This is a genomic window from Aeromonas bestiarum (assembly GCF_000819745.1).
Classification (GTDB): Bacteria; Pseudomonadota; Gammaproteobacteria; order Enterobacterales; family Aeromonadaceae; genus Aeromonas; species Aeromonas bestiarum.
In genome coordinates, this window is the sequence record NZ_CDDA01000039.1 from 45,739 (window position 1) to 62,985 (window position 17,247).

Annotated in this window: 15 protein-coding genes; 10 read left to right on the top strand and 5 right to left on the bottom strand. The window is 62.5% G+C overall.

Going from position 1 to position 17,247, the window contains the following annotated elements; genetic code table 11:
* Positions 1 to 17 precede the first annotated feature (17 nt).
* The 3 genes from hrpB (at position 18) to gloA2 (ending at position 5,387) form a co-directional block, all read left to right on the top strand.
* Positions 18 to 2,477, top strand: a complete 2,460-nt coding sequence (gene hrpB, locus BN1118_RS20135) for an ATP-dependent helicase HrpB (RefSeq protein WP_043557694.1) — start codon at positions 18 to 20, stop codon at positions 2,475 to 2,477.
* A gap of 147 nt (positions 2,478 to 2,624) precedes the next feature.
* The gene (gene mrcB, locus BN1118_RS20140) at positions 2,625 to 4,940 is read left to right on the top strand and encodes a penicillin-binding protein 1B (RefSeq protein ID WP_043557695.1); all 2,316 of its coding nucleotides are present in this window, start codon (positions 2,625 to 2,627) and stop codon (positions 4,938 to 4,940) included.
* Positions 4,941 to 4,985: 45 nt separating this feature from the next.
* Complete coding sequence (gloA2, locus tag BN1118_RS20145) at positions 4,986 to 5,387, top strand: SMU1112c/YaeR family gloxylase I-like metalloprotein (RefSeq protein WP_043141703.1); 402 nt, start codon at positions 4,986 to 4,988, stop codon at positions 5,385 to 5,387.
* 81 nt (positions 5,388 to 5,468) lie between these two features.
* On the opposite strand, the gene BN1118_RS20150 is transcribed toward gloA2, so the two are convergent.
* A complete protein-coding gene (locus tag BN1118_RS20150; protein ID WP_042869414.1) occupies positions 5,469 to 5,789 on the bottom strand; it encodes an SMR family transporter in 321 nt (106 codons plus the stop codon).
* Positions 5,777 to 6,190 (bottom strand): SMR family transporter, encoded by a 414-nt coding sequence (locus tag BN1118_RS20155; protein WP_080741178.1) that lies wholly within the window; start codon positions 6,188 to 6,190, stop codon positions 5,777 to 5,779. The genes BN1118_RS20150 and BN1118_RS20155 overlap by 13 nt, the downstream gene beginning before the upstream one ends.
* 157 nt (positions 6,191 to 6,347) lie before the next feature.
* Between BN1118_RS20155 and BN1118_RS20160 the strand changes: the two genes are divergently transcribed.
* Both BN1118_RS20160 and BN1118_RS20165 read left to right on the top strand, forming a co-directional pair.
* Positions 6,348 to 7,229, top strand: a complete 882-nt coding sequence (locus tag BN1118_RS20160; protein WP_043141706.1) for a LysR family transcriptional regulator — start codon at positions 6,348 to 6,350, stop codon at positions 7,227 to 7,229.
* A gap of 125 nt (positions 7,230 to 7,354) precedes the next feature.
* Complete coding sequence (locus tag BN1118_RS20165; protein ID WP_043557696.1) at positions 7,355 to 8,935, top strand: DUF3369 domain-containing protein; 1,581 nt, start codon at positions 7,355 to 7,357, stop codon at positions 8,933 to 8,935.
* A gap of 79 nt (positions 8,936 to 9,014) precedes the next feature.
* Here the strand turns inward: BN1118_RS20165 and BN1118_RS20170 are convergent, their stop codons facing one another.
* Complete coding sequence (locus BN1118_RS20170) at positions 9,015 to 9,542, bottom strand: DUF2937 family protein (protein WP_043557697.1); 528 nt, start codon at positions 9,540 to 9,542, stop codon at positions 9,015 to 9,017.
* Between the two features lie 202 nt (positions 9,543 to 9,744).
* On the opposite strand from BN1118_RS20170, the gene BN1118_RS20175 reads away from it, so the two are divergent.
* Both BN1118_RS20175 and BN1118_RS20180 read left to right on the top strand, forming a co-directional pair.
* Positions 9,745 to 10,458: a phosphatase PAP2 family protein gene (locus BN1118_RS20175; protein ID WP_043557698.1), complete on the top strand. Its 714-nt coding sequence runs from the start codon at positions 9,745 to 9,747 to the stop codon at positions 10,456 to 10,458.
* A 257-nt stretch (positions 10,459 to 10,715) separates the two neighbouring features.
* A complete protein-coding gene (locus BN1118_RS20180) occupies positions 10,716 to 11,618 on the top strand; it encodes a sulfite exporter TauE/SafE family protein (protein WP_043557699.1) in 903 nt (300 codons plus the stop codon).
* 84 nt (positions 11,619 to 11,702) lie between these two features.
* Here BN1118_RS20180 and BN1118_RS20185 read toward each other — a convergent pair whose 3' ends face one another.
* Both BN1118_RS20185 and hemL read right to left on the bottom strand, forming a co-directional pair.
* Positions 11,703 to 12,524, bottom strand: a complete 822-nt coding sequence (locus tag BN1118_RS20185; protein WP_043557705.1) for a hypothetical protein — start codon at positions 12,522 to 12,524, stop codon at positions 11,703 to 11,705.
* Between the two features lie 212 nt (positions 12,525 to 12,736).
* The gene (hemL, locus tag BN1118_RS20190) at positions 12,737 to 14,023 is read right to left on the bottom strand and encodes a glutamate-1-semialdehyde 2,1-aminomutase (RefSeq protein ID WP_043557700.1); all 1,287 of its coding nucleotides are present in this window, start codon (positions 14,021 to 14,023) and stop codon (positions 12,737 to 12,739) included.
* Positions 14,024 to 14,264: 241 nt separating this feature from the next.
* Here hemL and clcA point away from each other — a divergent pair, with 241 nt between their 5' ends.
* The 3 genes from clcA to erpA all read left to right on the top strand — a co-directional run bounded on the left by clcA (position 14,265) and on the right by erpA (position 16,898).
* The gene (gene clcA / locus BN1118_RS20195; protein WP_043557701.1) at positions 14,265 to 15,674 is read left to right on the top strand and encodes a H(+)/Cl(-) exchange transporter ClcA; all 1,410 of its coding nucleotides are present in this window, start codon (positions 14,265 to 14,267) and stop codon (positions 15,672 to 15,674) included.
* Positions 15,675 to 15,761: 87 nt separating this feature from the next.
* On the top strand, positions 15,762 to 16,457 hold the full coding sequence (locus BN1118_RS20200; RefSeq protein WP_043557702.1) for a DUF6776 family protein: 696 nt from the start codon (positions 15,762 to 15,764) through the stop codon (positions 16,455 to 16,457).
* Between the two features lie 90 nt (positions 16,458 to 16,547).
* Complete coding sequence (erpA, locus tag BN1118_RS20205; RefSeq protein ID WP_043141728.1) at positions 16,548 to 16,898, top strand: iron-sulfur cluster insertion protein ErpA; 351 nt, start codon at positions 16,548 to 16,550, stop codon at positions 16,896 to 16,898.
* Positions 16,899 to 17,247 lie beyond the last annotated feature (349 nt).

Sequence of the window (17,247 nt, forward strand, 5' to 3'; positions counted from 1 at the left end):
AGAAGGTGCTCGTCGCTTTGTCCCAACTCCCCATAGTGTCCGTGTTGCCGGCGCTGTTTGCCGCCATCGACAGCCATGCCAGCGTGATCCTGCAGGCGCCGCCCGGCGCGGGCAAGTCGACCCTGCTGCCGCTGGAACTGGTCCGCCAGAACCGGCTGCCCGGTCGCATCATCATGCTGGAGCCTCGTCGTCTGGCGGCGCGCAACATAGCGGGCTTTCTGGCCCGTCAGCTGGGGGAGCAAGTGGGCGAGCGCATCGGCCTGCGGGTAAGGGGCGAGAGTCGCACCAGTGCCCGGACCCGACTCGAGATCGTCACCGAGGGGGTGCTGACCCGGATGCTGCAACAGGATCCCGAGCTGGCGGGCGTGTCGCTCGTCATCTTCGATGAGTTCCACGAGCGCAGCCTGCACGCCGATACCGCTCTGGCTTTTGCCATCGAGAGCCAGCAGGGGCTGCGGGACGATCTCAAGCTGCTCATCATGTCCGCCACCCTGGATGGCATGGCGCTGGAGGCCCTGTTGCCGGACGCCCCGGTGATCCGTTCCGAGGGGCGCAGCTTTCCCATCGACTATCACTATCGCCCCATCAATCGCCAGCAGTGGCTGGAGCCGCAAGTCGGCGCCGTCGTGCTGGAGGCGCTGGCCAGCGGTGCCGGCAGCGCCCTGGTGTTCCTGCCGGGGCAGGGGGAGATAGAGCGGCTTGCCCAGTGGCTGGAGGGACGGCTGCCGGATGACGTGCGCCTCGCTCCGCTCTATGGGCGCCTCGACATGGCGGCGCAGCAGGCCGCCATCGAGCCGGCGCCTGCGGGCCGCCGTAAGCTGGTGCTCACCACCAATGTGGCGGAGACCTCCCTCACCATAGAGGGCATACACATGGTCATCGACAGCGGGCTGGAGCGGCGCGCCAGCTTTGATCTGAAAAGCGGCGTCACCCGGCTGGAGACCCGCCAGATCGCCAGGGCTTCCGCTACCCAGCGGGCGGGCCGCGCGGGCCGGCTCGGCCCCGGTGTCTGCTACCGGCTCTGGAGCGGCGAGGTGCAGGAGCGTCTCGCCGAGCAGAGCCCGCCGGACATACTGACCCAGGAGCTGACCGGCCTGCTGCTGGACGCCGCCCAGTGGGGCGCCAGGGTGGAGAGCCTGCCACTGCTGGACATGCCCCCCGCCGCCGCCGTGGCCAGCGCCCAGCGGCTGCTGGTCAGCCTTGGCGCCATGACGCCCGAAGGTGAGCAACAACTTACCCCCGCCGGCCGTGCCATGGCGGCCTTCGGTACTCATCCCCGGCTGGCGCGCATGCTGCTGCGGGCCCGCGCGCTGGAGGCCGAGGGTCTGACAGGGATTGTCGCCGATGCCGCTTTCCTGGTGGCGCTGCTGGAAGAAGATCTGCGAGGATCTGAACGCCTCTGTGTGCTGTTTCACCGCCGGCTTGGCGCCCTGCGGCAGGGGGCGGCCCGCTGGTTCGAGCGCCTCGGTGTCAGGTCTGGTGCGTCACAACGTCAGGCACAGGGGCAGTGGCTGGGACTGCTGTGCGCCCTCGCCTGGCCGGACAGGATCGGCAAGCTGCGCAGCGGCAGCCGCTATCAACTCAGTGGTGGGGTGAGCTGCGATCTGGTAGAAGGTCACCCATGCCAGGGACAAGGGGCCCTGATCGCCATCGAGATGGGGCAGAACGATCGTGGCAGCCGCATCTTCATCGCCGAGCCGGTGGAGCTGGACGAGCTGGCGCGCCAGCTGCCGGAGCTGGTGAGCGAGCGCCAGTGGTTCGACTGGGACGAACGGGAGGAGCGGGTGCGGGCCGAGCGCCAGCAGGTGATCGGCGAGCTGGTGCTGAGCCAGCGGCCGCTGACCGAGCTCTCCGATGAGCAGAAGGGGCGCTGTCTGCTGCAGGGGATCCGCCGCAAGGGGTTGCATGTGCTGCCCTGGGATGAGCAGAGCGAAGGGCTGCTGGCCCGTCTGCGCTGTGCCCGCGACTGGCTGCCGGATGACGGCTGGCCCGCCATGGACGACGAAAGCCTGATGGCCCGGCTGGAAGAGTGGTTGTTGCCTGCCCTGAGTGGCATGACCCGGCTGGAGCAGCTGAAGCGGCTCAACCTCAACGACATCCTGCGTCAATCCCTGCCCTGGCCGCTGCCCAAACGGCTGGACGAGGCGCTGCCGAGCCACTTCACGGCGCCGACCGGCAGCCGGGTGCGCATTCGCTATCAGCCGGGTCAGGCGCCTGTGATCCCGGTGCGCATTCAGGAGATGTTCGGGCAAGGCACCACCCCCTGCGTGGCCGACGGCCGGGTGGCGCTGGTGGTGGAGCTGCTCTCGCCGGCCCAGCGGCCGCTGCAGATCACCGCCGATCTTGCCGCCTTCTGGGCCGGTTCCTACGAGCTGGTAAAAAAAGAGATGAAGGGGCGTTATCCCCGTCACTACTGGCCGGATAACCCGCTGGAGGCGATGCCGACCAAGGTGACCAAGAAGAAGATGGGCATCTAGCTGTGATTGGCGCAGCCTGAGCGAACCTGTGGATCACGGCCGCTTGACTAGGGCGCTGCGCGGTTAATCGGCCTGCGGCGCTCGCCAAGACCAATGAGATAATGACTACGCCCGCGATGGCGACATAACGAATAGCAAAGAGGATTCATGGCAACGCAACGACGCAAGCGCGCACCCAAGAAGGTGGCGCCCAAACGCACCATCTGGCGCAAGCTGTTCTGGCTTGGCTTCAAGCTCTCCCTGGTGGTGGCCGCCTTCATGGTGGTGTTTGGCATCTACCTGGATACCAAGGTGCGCGAGCGCTTCGATGGCGAGAAGTGGCAACTGCCGGTGATGGTCTACAGCCGTCCGCTGGAGCTCTACCCCAGCCAGCGCCTCTCCCAGACCCAGATGCTGCGTGAGCTCAACATGCTGAGCTACAAGCAGGTGCGCCAGCCTCACACGCCGGGCGAGTATGCGATCAACGGCAACCGCATCGAGCTTATTCGCCGCCCATTCGCCTTCCACGATGGCGCCGACGGTGCCCGCGGCCTGCGCCTCACCTTCAACGGCGCGCGGCTGGAGGGGATCCAGTCGCTGGAGAACCAGCGCCAGCTCGGCTACGCCCAGATGGACCCTGTGCTGCTCGACCGCCTCAACACCGAGGATCGGGAGGATCGCCTGTTGGTGCGCATCGCCGAGGTGCCCGACAGCCTGCTGGTGACCCTGCTCACCACCGAAGATCGCGACTTCTATCAGCACGGCGGCGTCTCGCCGGTGGCCATATTGCGCGCCATGGCGGCCAACGTGCTGGCCGGTCGCACCGTGCAGGGGGGCAGTACCCTCACTCAGCAGTTGGCCAAGAACTTCTTCCTGACCCGCGAGCGCAGCCTGTGGCGCAAGGCGCAGGAAGCCTACATGGCGGTGCTGATCGACTATCGCTACAGCAAGGACGAGATCCTGGAGGCCTACCTCAACGAGGTCTATCTGGGGCAGAACTTCTCGCAAGGGGTGTACGGTTTCGGGCTCGCCTCCTATTTCTACTTCGGCATTCCGGTCAACGAGCTGGACATAGATCAGGTGGCGTTGCTGGTGGGGCTGGTGAAGGGACCTTCCTATTACGATCCCTGGCGCTTCCCGGAGCGGGCCAAGACCCGGCGTGATCTGGTGCTCAAGCTGCTGATGGATCACGGCAGCCTGCAACCGGCCGAGTACGAACTCGCCAGCAAGCAGCCGCTCGGCATCATCACCCGTGGCCAGATGAGCTATGGTCGCACCCCGGCCTTCATGGGCCTGCTCAAGCGCGAGATCCAGAGCCGTTTCGGCGCCGATCTGCTCAAGCAGTCCGGCCTCAAGATCTTCACCAGCCTGGATCCCATCGCCCAGCACGCCGCCGAGCAGGCGGTGGCATCGGGTCTGACGCTCATCGAGAAGCAGCGCGGCAAGAAGAAGCTGGAGGCGGCCATGGTGGTCTCCGACTGGCACAAGGGCGAAGTGGTTGCGCTGGTGGGGGGACGGGATCCCCGCTACGCCGGCTTCAACCGGGCGCTGGATGCCCGGCGCCAGATAGGCTCCCTGGTCAAGCCGGCCGTCTACCTGACCGGCCTCTCCAACGGCCTGACCCTGGCGACCCCGCTGAAAGATCAGCCGATCCGCATCCGTGGCAAGGATGGCCAGATCTGGACGCCGCAGAACTATGATCGCAAGTTCCGCCAGAGCGTACCGCTGATGGATGCGCTGGCCAGCTCCCTCAACGTGCCGACCGTCAATCTGGGTCTGCAGGTGGGGCTGGACAAGGTGGTGGATACCCTGCACAAGCTGGGGGTCGAGCAGGAGATCCAGCCCTATCCATCGCTGGTGTTGGGGGCCGTGGCCCTGTCGCCTATGGAGGTGAACCAGATGTATCTGCCCATCGCCAACCAGGGGCTGACCCAGCCGCTGTCGGCGATCCGCGCCGTGGTCAACAGCGATGGCAGCACTCTCTATCAGCATGATCAGACCGCCAAGCGGGTCACCGACGAGCAGGCCAGCTGGCTGACCCTGTTCGCCATGACCAAGACGGTGAGCCAGGGCACGGCCCGTGCGCTGAATGCCAAGTTCCCCGGCGCCACCATGGCGGCCAAGACGGGCACCACCAACGAGCTGCGCGATTCCTGGTTTGCCGGGCTGGACAACAACGAGCTGGTCAGCATCTGGGTGGGGCGTGACGACAATACGTCCGCCGGGCTGACCGGGGCCAGCGGCGCCCTGCAGCTGTTTAGCGGCTACATGAGTCAGCGCGGCGTCAACAGCCTGGCGTTGAAGATGCCGCAAGGGGTGAGCTGGGCCAACTTCTCCCGCGCCAGCGGATCCCGCGTGGTCAGCGACTGCCCGGGCAGCCTGCAGGTGCCGGCCAAACTGGCCGGACTGGCCGAGCCCATGAGCTGTGGCAGCCCCTCACCACGCAGCGCGCTGGATGACTGGTTCGGCGGCTTCTTCAACTGATAGACGAAACGGGCAGCCCTGGCTGCCCGTTTGACTGGAGTGCATATGACTTTCCCGTTGTTTGACGCCATCCATCATGTGGCCATCATCGCCAGCGACTATGACCGCTCGCGCCACTTCTATCACCAGGTGCTGGGGCTGCCCATCCTGGCCGAGACCCTGCGCGAGGCACGCCAATCCTGGAAGCTGGATCTGGGCCTGCCCGATGGCAGCCAGTTGGAGCTGTTCAGCTTCCCGGCGCCGCCCGCGCGCCCCTCGAGGCCGGAGGCCTGTGGTCTGCGCCACCTGGCCTTCCGGGTCAGCGAGCTCGACCGCGTCATCCGGCATCTGCAGATCCATCAGATCGAGGTGGAGCCAGTGCGGGTGGATGAACTGACCGGCAAGCGCTTCACCTTCTTCGCCGACCCCGATGGTCTGCCGCTGGAGCTGTACGAAACGGCCCGTTAGCCCGCTTGGTTGCCCGTAACCATTCGCAAAAAAGCCGCCCGGCGAACCGGGCGGCTTTTTTATTGTGTGAGCAAAAGGGAGTTAAGCCGTGGTCAGCAGCGCCACCGCGACGGCCATCACCACCATGCCGACCCAGCCGATGGGCTTGAGGCGCTCGCCAAACAGCAGCAGGCCCCCGAGCGCGGTACCGAGAATGCCGATGGCACCCCAGGTGGCATAGGCGACCGCCAGGTCGATCTTGCCGGTGCTCACGGCTTCCGAGAGCAGGGTAAAGGCGCACAGCACCAGCAGGATGCCGAGGAAGCCCCAGCCCTTGTAGCGGAAACCCACCGAGCGGTTGATCGCCATGTTGGCGCCTATATCCAGCAGGGCCGCGCCGAGCACGATAATCAACGGGTGCATGTGGCCTCCTTTATCTTGCTCAGGCTGGCTGTGCCACGTGGGCGGGCAACCGGCTCATCGTGGGTTTCACCCATTGTCACCATAACAATACCCACTATTGCCAGCACCAGACCTATCAGCTCCTGGGTACCTATGTCGTAACCCAGAAACAGGATGGAGACCAGGGTGATCAGGCCGATCCCCAAGCCTTCCCACAGTGCAAACGCAATACCAATGGAGATTGTTTTGGCGGCTTTGGCCAGCAGCAGATATGAGAAAGAGATGAGGATCCACATCGGCAGATAGTTGAGCCATCCGGCCTCGTTCTCCGGGATCAGGGCCATGCTGGAGGTGCCTGCCACCTCGGTCAGGATGGCGCCCGTCAAAAACATGCGAGCTAAGAGCATGCGACTGAATAACATAAAATTTCCTTCTGTGGCTGCGACGAGGGAGATGATAGCCGCAGTGAGAGCGGGTGCAGCAATCGCTGAGCGTCGACTATTCAGACGCTGAAGGTTTGCCTTGCCGAGGAGGGGCGAGGTAATGTGAATATAGGATCCTCCGTCATCGGCCCCGGTCATGAAGCTTTATCAGATACAACTCTTTGTCGAGTCCGCCAGCAGCGGCTCCATCGCCAACACGGCGCGCCGTCTTGGCAAGAGCCGCAGCGCGGTCAGCACGGCGATCGCGGCACTGGAAGTTGAGCTTGGCGTCGAACTTTTTGAACGAGGGGCCAACCAGAGCCGATTGACCGAGATAGGCGAGCTGGTGCTGGATGACTGCAAGCGGCTGCTGCAGGCGGCCAACAGCCTCAAGCTCAAGTGCGAGCACTATGCCTCCGGTGCCGAGGTGGCGCTGCGGGTGGCGCGGGATGATGCCATCCCCGAGCTGGTCTGGCGCGACCTGCTGGGCGCGCTGCGCCGCCAGTTTCCAGGCACCAGTATCTCGCTGGTGCTGGCCTCGCCCCCCGAGCTGCCCGCCCTGGTGGAGGAGGGGTTTGTCGATGCCGCCTTCGGCCTCATCACAGAGGAGCAGGAGCGCAGCGGCCTCAACATAGATGTGCTCAATCCGATCCGCACCCTGATGGTGGTGGCGCCGAGCCACCCGCTGGCCAGCCTGAAGCGGGTGTTGCAGCAGGATTTGACCGGCCATACCCAGGTCACCCTCTCCTACGTGGATGAATTTTCGGTCAAGAGCCTGCTCCCCATCGGCGGCCAGCACATAGGCCTCTCCAGCTTCGAGTTGATGCGGGATGCTGTGCTGGACGGGTTGGGTTGGGCCGTGCTCCCTTCCCCCTTGATCCAGAGTCAGTTGCGGCAGGGGGAACTGCTGACCCTGAAACACAAATTCAGCCTGCAATGGCGCGATTATGGCGTCTATCTGTCGGAAAACGCCTATCATGGCAAGGTGCTGGCGTGGTTGAAGAAGGCGATCCAGGCCTATCTGGAGCCTTTCGAGTAAGCAGGCAAACCGGGCGTTCCAGGGCCGTTGACGAGGGGCTGAACGCAGTGGCTTCTTGTGATCCATCGCTGCCTGATGGTACATACTGTCAATACACTCATGCAGCGCCTGGAGGCGTGAACGATATGAGCAGTGCCCAAGACAAGGATGAGATCTGGCTGGATGACGACATCATCGAGCTGGACGATGATGAGGTCGTGGTGACCAAGGCGATCAACCCCTGGCAGGTACTGATCGTGGACGATGAACCGGATATTCATCATGCAACCCGGCTGGCACTTTCCAACATTCAATACAAATCCCGTCCCCTCGAACTCCTCAATGCCTACAGTGGTGCTGAAGCGGCCCGTATGCTGCTGGCCAACCCGCGCATCGCGCTGATCCTGCTGGATGTGGTGATGGAGACGGAAGATGCGGGGCTGCGGTTGGTACACCAGATCCGCAACGAGATGCACAACAGCCTGGTGCGGATAGTGCTTCGCACCGGCCAGCCCGGTCAGGCTCCGGAGCAGCGGGTGATCCTCGATTACGACATCAACGACTACAAGACCAAGACGGAACTGACGGTGCAGAAGCTCTACACCACCGTCATCGCCTCGCTGCGCTCCTACGAGACCCTCTGCGCCATCGACAAGAGCCGGCAGGGGCTAGGCAAGATACTGGAGGGGGCGGGGGATCTCTATCACCTTCATTCGCTTCGGGAATTTGCCTCCGGTGTGCTCAAGCAAATCAGCGCCATCCTGGATGTGGGCACGGAGGGGGCCATCTGCGTCGAACGCCGGCCGGGCACCCAGGAGCTGGAGATCCTGGCCGCCACAGGTGACTATGAATCCCTGCTCGACGAGGTGCCATTGAGCGCCTTTCCGGCGCTGCACGACTCTGTGATGAGTGCGCTCGCCAACCGCCGCAACCGCTTCGAACACCCGCAGGATGCGCTCTATATCGCCGCCCAGAACGGCCGTGAGTTTGTGCTCAATTTCACGCCGACCCAGCCGCTCGATCCCCTCGAATGCGATCTGCTGGATGTGTTCTGTCAGCGGATTTCGGCTGCATACGACAACCTTTATCTCTACAACCAGCTGTTGCGCGCCCAGGAGGCGACCGTGGTGGCGCTGGCCGCGCTGGCGGAGTTTCGCGACTCGGATACCGGCGAGCACGTGCTGCGGGTGCAGAAGCTGTCCGATGCCATAGTGGCCGAGATGCAGCAGGCGGGGGCCTACCCCGATGAGCTGACCCCCGGTTTTGTCGACATGATAGGCATGGCCAGCATACTGCACGACGTCGGCAAGGTCGGCACCCCTGACCACATACTGCACAAGCCTGGACGGTTCGAGCCGGATGAACGGCTCATCATGGAGCAGCATGCGGGCATAGGCGCCAACATCCTCTACAAGGCGGGCGAGATGGTCGAAGGCACCAGCTATCTGTCGCTGGGAGCCGAGATCGCCCGTGGACACCACGAGCATTTCGATGGCAAGGGTTATCCGGAGCAACTGGCGGGGGAGGCGATCCCGCTGTCGGCCCGTATTGTGGCTGTGGTCGATGTGTTCGATGCCCTGCTCAGCAGGCGTCACTACAAGGAGCCCTGGTCGCTGGCGCAGACCATGGAATACATACAGTCCCGCTCGGGCAGCCAGTTCGATCCCCAGGTGGTACAGGCGCTCGATCGGCTGGTGGCACAGTCACGGCTGCCTTACGAGGTATGAACGCGTCAGTCTGAAAGTAAAGAAGGGGCCATCAGGCCCCTTTTGCTTTTGTCGCTGTAGCGATGTTTATGCGTTACAGCTAGCGCAGGGCATGGCGTGTTCTCGGTTGTTGCTTTCGAAATGGCAGCAGAAGCAGGCTCAGCAGCAGATCCCCCAGCAAGGCGGCGATGAAGCCTATCGACATGCCACAGATGATGGCCGATTGCTTGAGCGGTACCAGGTAGCTGTAGTTTTGCAGGGTATCTTGCCAGAGCTGGGCATCGGCGCGCAGCAGCAGGTGCGTCAGCTGCTGATACCAGGGGCGATCCTTGAAGGTACTCTCCTGCAACAGCGTCTGCTGCTGGCTCACCAGATGCTGCAGGCTGGTGGCATCCTGTGCAAACACGGGGTCGGGATTGGTGCGATAGTGGTTGACCAGTGCGGTCAGATCGCCGTTGAAGTGTTGATCCGCCGTGCCCTGAAACGGCACCAGGCTGAGGTTGGCCTGCTGCAGACGCGCATCCAGCCGCTGGTAGTAGAGGTCGATCAGACCCGGTATCTGAACGCCCGCCAGCAAACCCAGGGCAAACAGCATAATGCGAAGGTAGCTGCGCATATTCCTCATCATCTCGCTAAATAAGAGCCCTCATACTAGCCGCAAGCCGGGTTCAGGCCAAGATGGCACACCAAACCCCCTCTGGCTGGTCGTGACAGGGCGCCCAGGGGCCATCGCGGGGGCTTGTCTTGTTACCCCCGCTTACATTTATGTGATTCACGTCACGATTTTTATGTTCTAAAATACTGCGCTTTTTTGGGAGAGGAGCGTCTGCATGAACAAGTTTGTGCCGTGTTATCTGGTGGGGGGCCTGATCGCCATCAGCTGGAGTGTCCTGCCTGCCCATGGTCTTTGGGATCAGTGGGATCTCGCCGTCTTCCATCTGGTCAACGGCTGGCTGGGCCAGTCTCGGCTGTGGGCCGATGTGGTGGCTGTGACCAACCATCGCCTGTTCGATCTGGCGGTGCTGGCCTGCATGGGGCTGATCCTCGCGACTGGTTTCTTCCGCTCCCATGAACCCGGTCGCCGCCGTCTGGTGGCCATGGGGATCGTCATGCTGTTGGGGGCCCTGGCTATCAACCAGTTCGGCCATCTGCTGCCGGTCAGCCGGCCCAGTCCGACCCTGACGGTGCCAGATGCGCTGCGTGTCACCCAGCTCAGCGCGATCCCGACCAAGGACTCCTCCAGCGACAGCTTTCCCGGCGACCATGCCCTGTTCCTGATGATCTTCGCCGGCTTCGCCCTGCGCTATCTGCCGCGCCGGGCCAAAGTGACGGCCCTCTTGATGGTGCCGCTGTTTTCGGCGCCCCGCATCCTCTCCGGGGCCCACTGGCTGACGGACGTCTATGTGGGGGCCTTGTCGCTGACCCTGCTCTGCCTGCCACTCTTGCTGCTGACGGGATTGTCGGATGCGCTGATCCGCTGGCTCGCGCCCCGTTTGCCGTGGCTGCACGAGACGGATTGCGGACAACGGGCCGGTCAGCAATAAAAAAAGAAGGTCGGTGCATGCCGGCCTTCTTTTTGGCTACTTCCCATCGGTGACTGTGGTCGTCGCGAAATGACCATGACTACCACCGATGGCCCCAGGCCTGCTGGCCCTCATAGACAAGTATTAGCAGAGCCGTTCGAGCGCGCCTGCCAGGACTTTCTCCAGATAATCGTTTGCATGGGGTGAATGGTTGATCCCGACCAAGATTTTTTATTTTGACTGCCTTAGAATCGCCGCCCGTTGCTGGAGAACTCTGTATGTTAATTAATCTTTTGCGCCTGATATTCATCATCTGTGCCCTGGCTTTCATCTTCATGCTGGTTCAGGCCTGGTGGCAAAAACGGCGACAGGGATCGCTGGAACCCACCCCGTTCTGGCCCGTGGCTGCCATCGGGTTTGTTGCCAATTTTCTCGATACCCTGGGCGTCGGCAGCTTCGCGGTGAAGACGGCCTGTTACAAGCAGTTCAAGCTGATCGATGATCGCCTGTTGCCCGGCACCCTCAATGGTCAGTGCGTGTTGCCGACCGTGACCCAGTCCCTCATCTTCATCGGTGTGGTCAAGGTGGATCCGCTCACCCTCATCAGCATGATGGTGGCGGCGGCTGTGGGGGCGGCCTGGGGTGCACGCCATGTGGCGTCGTTTGATCGACAGACCATACGGCTGGTGATGGCTGTCTCCCTGTTGGTGGTGGCCGGGCTCATCTTCGCGGGCCTGCTGGGGCTGTTCCCCCTCGGCGGCGATGCCATGGGGCTGACCGGCTACAAGCTGGGCATTGCTCTGCTCGGCAACTTCATCTTCGGGGTCTTGATGAACGTCGGCATAGGCCTGTTTGCCCCCTGCATGACGCTGGTCTACCTGCTCGGCATGAATCCGCTGGCGGCCTTCCCCATCATGATGGGCTCCACCGCCGTGCTCAGCGTCTTTTCGGCGGGCACCTTCATCCGCAAGGGAGCCTTCGATGCCAAGGCGGTGCTGGCGGTGGCCATCTTCGGCCCCATTGGCGTGGTGCTGGCCGCCATGCTGGTCAAATCCATGGACATGGAGATGCTGAAGTGGCTGGTGGCCCTCATCGTCATCTATACCTCCTGGACCATGTACGCCTCCTGGCGGGCGGCGCGGCGCCAGTCCCAACCCCGGTTGGCGGGCGTCGCTGGCTAGCCTGTACGGCGCCGTTTTTCGGCGCTGTGCTTGCCGCACCTTGCTGGTTCAGGCGGTGGTGATGCTGACGTGGCCGCTGGGCCTTCATCGTCCCCCATATCTCCTGGACCAGATGCGTCTCCTGGTGGGCGTTGCGGCGTTAGCCTCAACCCCGGCTGGCGGGCGTCGCAGGCTAGCCTGCACCAGTGCCGCCTCCGCCCTGGCTCCCAGAAACACATACAGCCCCAGTGCCAGCAGCAGTCCCACGGCACACCCCATCACCCCGACCGCAGGCCAGAGCAGCTCGCTCTGGCCGAGGGATCCCTTGAACAGCAGCAAGAGTCCCTCGATGGAGACAGCGATCAGGATGGCGGCGATGAAGCGGGTGATGGTGCGGCGAATGGCGCTGTGGCGGAAGATGTCCTTATGCAGCAGCACCTCCTCCTCCAGAATCGTCTTGCCCAGATCGAACACCGCCAGCGCCAGGGTCAGGAATATGATGGCGCTGAAGGCACCGAGCCGGTTCTGCTGCGTCCCGCACAGCAGCAGGTAGAGCTGCTCCAGCCCATGCCAGATCAGGGTAGCGACGATTAGGAACAGCGCCATGCTGAGCACCACGTACACCGCCTTGAACCAGGGCATGGCCCGGCGGCGTTCTCTGTCCCCCATCAGCCAGGCGATCAGCTGATTGAGGCAGAGCGTCAGCTCCCGGCCATGACCCTGCACCACCAGGCGCAGCTGTGCCTGTGGCGCCGGTACGGGGGGCAGGATCCTCGCAGGCTCATGGCTCTGGCCTATGGCCAGTATGAAGGGATAACCCCTGAGCGAGTCGAGGGGGGTGGTGAGCAGCCCCAGCAACAAGGGGGTCAGTTCGGTTTCGTATTCCTGATAGCGCCGCAGCACATCGATGGGGCTCATCTCTGCCATACACACCTCGGTCAAGTGGGCTCCTGCTGATGGTGTGCAAATAGTGGGCCCGCTTTATGACAAAGATGGCAGGGGTTGTTGCACCAGAGAGTGGCAAACGGGAGGAGGCCACAGGGGGATTGCACCAGAACCGTGACAGGGCCTGGGGTGGGCCAGGCATGGGGCAATGAAAAAGGGCCCGTGAAGGGCCCTCTCATCAAACCGGGTCGGGATTAACCCGCCAGCTTGGCAAAGCTGCGCTCGGCGGCGGCCAGGGTATGTTCAATCTCCTTGTCACCGTGCGCCAGTGACAGGAAGCCTGCCTCGTAGGCGCTTGGCGCCAGATAGACACCTTCCTCCAGCATCAGATGGTAGAAGCGCTTGAAACGTTCCATGTCGCAATGGGTCACCTGCTCGTAGCGGGTGATCTCGGCCTCGTCGGTGAAGAAGAAGCCGAACATGCCGCCCACGTAGTTGATGGCAAGCGGGATGCCGTGCTTGGCGGCGGCGGCTTTCAGCCCCTCGGCCACCCGGGCTGTCTTGGCGTTCAGTTGCTCATACAGACCCGGTTCCAGCAGCAGGTCCAGCATGGCGAGGCCGGCGGCCATGGCCACCGGGTTGCCGGAGAGGGTGCCTGCCTGATAAACCGGCCCGGTCGGGGCTATGTACTGCATCACCTTCTTCTTGCCGCCGAAGGCGCCGACCGGCATGCCGGCCCCTATGATCTTGCCGAGGGTGGTGAGGTCAGGGTCGATATTGTAGTAACCTTGGGCGCCGCGCAGGGAGACGCGGAAGCCAGTCATGACTTCGTCCAGGATCAGCAGGGCGCCGGCCTCGTCACAGATGGCGCGCAGCCCTTCCAGGAAGCCGGGTACCGGCGGAATGCAGTTCATGTTGCCGGCCACCGGCTCGACTATGATGCAGGCGATCTCGCTGCCGTACTGGCTGAAGACTTCCCGCACCGAATCCAGATCGTTGAACACGCAGGTCAGGGTGTGCTTGGCGAAATCGGCCGGCACGCCCGGGCTGTTGGGCTGACCCAGCGTCAGGGCGCCTGAGCCTGCCTTGACCAGCAGGGAGTCGGCGTGGCCGTGGTAGCAGCCTTCGAATTTGACGATCTTGTCGCGACCTGTGTAGCCACGGGCCAGACGGATGGCGCTCATGGTCGCCTCCGTGCCGGAGTTGACCATACGCACCTGTTCCATGGAGGGCACTATCTGGCGCACCTTCTCGGCCATCAGCACTTCGATCTCGGTCGGCGCGCCGTAGCTCAGCCCCTTCTCCACCGCCTTGATGACGGCGGCCTTGATGGCCGGGTGATTGTGCCCCAGCAGCATGGGGCCCCAGGAGCCGATGTAATCCACATAGGCCTGACCATCCACGTCATAGAGGTAGGCACCATCGGCGTGATCGATGAAGCGGGGTGTACCGCCGACCCCATTGAAGGCGCGGACCGGTGAGTTGACGCCACCCGGAATGGTCTGGCGGGCCTGTTCAAACAGCTGATCTGATTTTGACATGGATCATCCTTAATGGGATTTTGGTCGTCACACAGGCGCAGGCGGCCGATTGCGGCTCGGCAGTGAGGGGGCGGTGGAGTATGCTTTGCGCTCTCGTCATCCGGGCCCCAAGCCTGCCCCGTGCTAAATGAAACGGGCCGACTATAGCAGAAAGGCCCTGTGCTGGGCAGCCGGGCGGCATGCCGGATGATCCCCGCGTCTGTCTGCAGACGAATGTGGTTTTTCCAAATGGTGCAATACGTTGGTGCAACAAGAACTCTCCTCCTCCGACCCGCTCGCCTCTCCCCCAGGCTCAGTCTTGCGACGCCCTTCCTTGCTGCGGCTTGTTCAGCAAGACAAGATGCCGCTGCTGGTACTCTTGCTGGCAGCCCTGGTCGGCACTCTGGCCGGTCTGGTGTGCGGCCTGTTCGAATCTGGCGTGCACTGGCTGGCCGGGCTGCGGCTCGCCTTGCTGGCCGATCGTCCCTGGTGGCAGCTCGGTCTGCTCGGGTTTTGTTTCAGCGCCCTGCTGGGCTTTGTCGGCTACTTCCTCACCCACTCCTTTGCCCCTGAAGCGGGCGGTTCCGGCATTCCCGAGATCGAGGGTGCCATGGATGATCTGCGTCCGGTGCGCTGGTGGCGGGTGTTGCCGGTCAAGTTTTTTGGCGGCATCTGCACCCTGAGCTCCGGCATGGTGCTGGGACGGGAGGGGCCCTCGGTGCAGATCGGGGGCAACCTGGGCAAGATGGTGGCGGATATCTTCCGGTTGCCGAAGGAGCACGGCCATGCCCTGCTGGCTGCCGGGGCTGCGGGTGGGTTGGCCGCCGCCTTCAATGCCCCCTTGGCGGGGATCCTGTTTGTGATGGAGGAGATGCGCCCCCAGTTTCGCTACTCCTTCCTGGCCATCAAGGCGGTGGGGATCTCTGCCATCATGGCAACCCTGATGCTGCAGAACATGAAGGGCCAGGCGCCTGTGATCAGCCTGCCGCACTATGAGGCTCCGGCGCTGAAGGCGCTCTGGCTGTTCCTCTTCATGGGGGCCACCTTCGGGGTGCTGGGCTTCGTCTTCAACAAGCTGGTGCTGGCCTGTCAGGATGCTTATCTGGCGCTGCACCGGAACAAACGCCACCGGTTTGTCGCCATCGGCATGCTGGTGGCTGGCACCTTCGGCGTGCTGTCGCTGTTTGCCCCCTCGGTGACCGGCGGGGGGACAGAGCTCATCCCCCATCTGATGGGCGGTGAGTATGCGATGGCGACCCTGTTTCTCATCTTCTCCATCCGGCTGGTGGCTACCCTGGTCTGTTTTTGCTCCGGTGCGCCCGGTGGCGTGTTTGCTCCGACCCTGGCCCTTGGCACCCTGTTTGGCGTCGTCTTTGGTCATCTGTTTCATGCCGCATTTCCCGAGCTTGGCATAGAGCCGGGCGCCTTTGCCATCGCCGGCATGGGGGCGCTGTTTGCCGCCACTGTGCGGGCCCCCATCACGGGTATCGTGCTGGTCACCGAGATGACCGACAACTACCAGTTGATCCTGCCCATGATGATCACCACGGTCGGGGTAACCCTGGTGGCTCAGTGGCTGGGTGGGCGTCCCATCTATTCGCAGATCCTGGAGCGAACTTTACGGCTTGCGGCGCGTCAAAAGCGGGGAGACAGCGGTGCCATGGCCAGTTAACTCCTTGTATGTCAGCGCGAATCCGGTCGGGTCGCGTATAGTGAAGGGAGCATGGCCGCTGTATGGCGCAGTAACAAAAGAGGCCTTATGTCCCAGATATTGAAGTTGTTGGCTGTGTTGCTGATGGGTGCGCTGATCGGGTATTTCGTCGGTAATCGACAGGAACTGGCCCAGAGCAGCCTGTTGACGGTGCAGCAAGAGACCCTGGAGCGGCAGGGCAAGGCGATTGGCCAGCTAAAGAGTGACCTCGGCATCAAGGAGACGCTGCTGGCCACCCAGAGAGCCGCGTTCGAACAACTGCAGCAGACGCTCAAGGATCAGGAAGCCCAGGTGCAGGAACAGAAGCGGCAGCTGGCCTTCTTCGAACGTATCATGCGACCCACGGGTGAGCAGGTGGGGGTGGTGATCGATAACCTCACCCTGCAGGAGACCAGCATTCCCGGTCGCTATCACTATCGGCTGGCCTTGACCCAGCCCGCCAAGAAGCGCGAGCTGTTTCGCGGTCAGGTACAGATAAAGGTAGAAGGGAGCCTGGGTGACAAGCCCAGCACCCTCGGCAGCCGTGAGCTCGGCATGAAAGTGGGCGAGGGGCGTTACGCCTTGCGCTACTTTCAGCTGCTGGAAGGCAACTGGCAGTTGCCGGAAGGCTTTGTACCGGACCGGGTGCGTGTCACTATTGGCAAAGAGGGTCGGCAACCAGCCCAGGAGTTGCTGGCCGAATGGGGGGCGGTGATCAAACCACTGGTGGTTGCTCCGCCTGCGCCGGCACCTGCGGTGCAGTAAGAAGCTTGGTGAATACTTGAACTAAATGGTCGGGTATTGGATAATTTCGCGGTTTCCATGTTTGTGGATTTAACGGTTGTGAGGTCAGTAATGAGTGCAGTAGCAGAAGCCCCGTTGCCAATCCAGATGACGGATGCGGCAGCCAACAAGGTGAAGAACCTGATCACCGAAGAAGAAAATCCCGAGCTCAAGCTGCGGGTCTACATCACGGGCGGTGGCTGCTCCGGTTTCCAGTACGGTTTCACCTTCGATGAGAAGATCAATGAAGGGGACACAGTGGTTGAGAAGAGTGGGGTCACCATGGTGATCGATCCCATGAGTCTGCAATACCTGGTGGGCGGCAGTGTGGACTACACCGAAGGTCTGGAAGGCTCCCGCTTTACCGTGACCAACCCCAATGCCACCACAACCTGTGGCTGCGGTTCCAGTTTCTCCATCTGATGTGCCGTAACAGCACGATAGAAAAGGGCCCGGCAGGGCCCTTTTCTATTTATCCCTCTCTTTACCCTTATCTGTCTTCCTATATAAAGCGTCGCATCCTTATAAGGCATCGTTAGGCACAGCGGGGTTTTTGGCCTGTAAAAGAGGGAGAACACCCTTCCTGACGCACATGAGTGGATGCTTATTGCGCAATCTGGTTGTTGGTTGAACACTTGAACATCTTCCTCAATAAAACACAGTGTTTTTACTTGCCAGAAAGATTCAGCTCCCTATAATGCGCCCCTACCAGCACGGCGGAACACGCCAACCTGATGAGCCAGCTTCCTAGCGAAGTGGGCGCCGAAAGAAA

Coding starts and splice junctions, on each gene's coding strand:
- mrcB (WP_043557695.1), top strand. CDS start 2,625: ATGGCAACGCAACGACGCAAGCGCGCACCCAAGAAGGTGGCGCCCAAA.
- gloA2 (WP_043141703.1), top strand. CDS start 4,986: ATGACTTTCCCGTTGTTTGACGCCATCCATCATGTGGCCATCATCGCC.
- BN1118_RS20150 (WP_042869414.1), bottom strand. CDS start 5,789: ATGCACCCGTTGATTATCGTGCTCGGCGCGGCCCTGCTGGATATAGGC.
- BN1118_RS20155 (WP_080741178.1), bottom strand. CDS start 6,190: ATGTTATTCAGTCGCATGCTCTTAGCTCGCATGTTTTTGACGGGCGCC.
- BN1118_RS20160 (WP_043141706.1), top strand. CDS start 6,348: ATGAAGCTTTATCAGATACAACTCTTTGTCGAGTCCGCCAGCAGCGGC.
- BN1118_RS20165 (WP_043557696.1), top strand. CDS start 7,355: ATGAGCAGTGCCCAAGACAAGGATGAGATCTGGCTGGATGACGACATC.
- BN1118_RS20170 (WP_043557697.1), bottom strand. CDS start 9,542: ATGATGAGGAATATGCGCAGCTACCTTCGCATTATGCTGTTTGCCCTG.
- BN1118_RS20175 (WP_043557698.1), top strand. CDS start 9,745: ATGAACAAGTTTGTGCCGTGTTATCTGGTGGGGGGCCTGATCGCCATC.
- BN1118_RS20180 (WP_043557699.1), top strand. CDS start 10,716: ATGTTAATTAATCTTTTGCGCCTGATATTCATCATCTGTGCCCTGGCT.
- BN1118_RS20185 (WP_043557705.1), bottom strand. CDS start 12,524: ATGGCAGAGATGAGCCCCATCGATGTGCTGCGGCGCTATCAGGAATAC.
- hemL (WP_043557700.1), bottom strand. CDS start 14,023: ATGTCAAAATCAGATCAGCTGTTTGAACAGGCCCGCCAGACCATTCCG.
- BN1118_RS20200 (WP_043557702.1), top strand. CDS start 15,762: ATGTCCCAGATATTGAAGTTGTTGGCTGTGTTGCTGATGGGTGCGCTG.
- erpA (WP_043141728.1), top strand. CDS start 16,548: ATGAGTGCAGTAGCAGAAGCCCCGTTGCCAATCCAGATGACGGATGCG.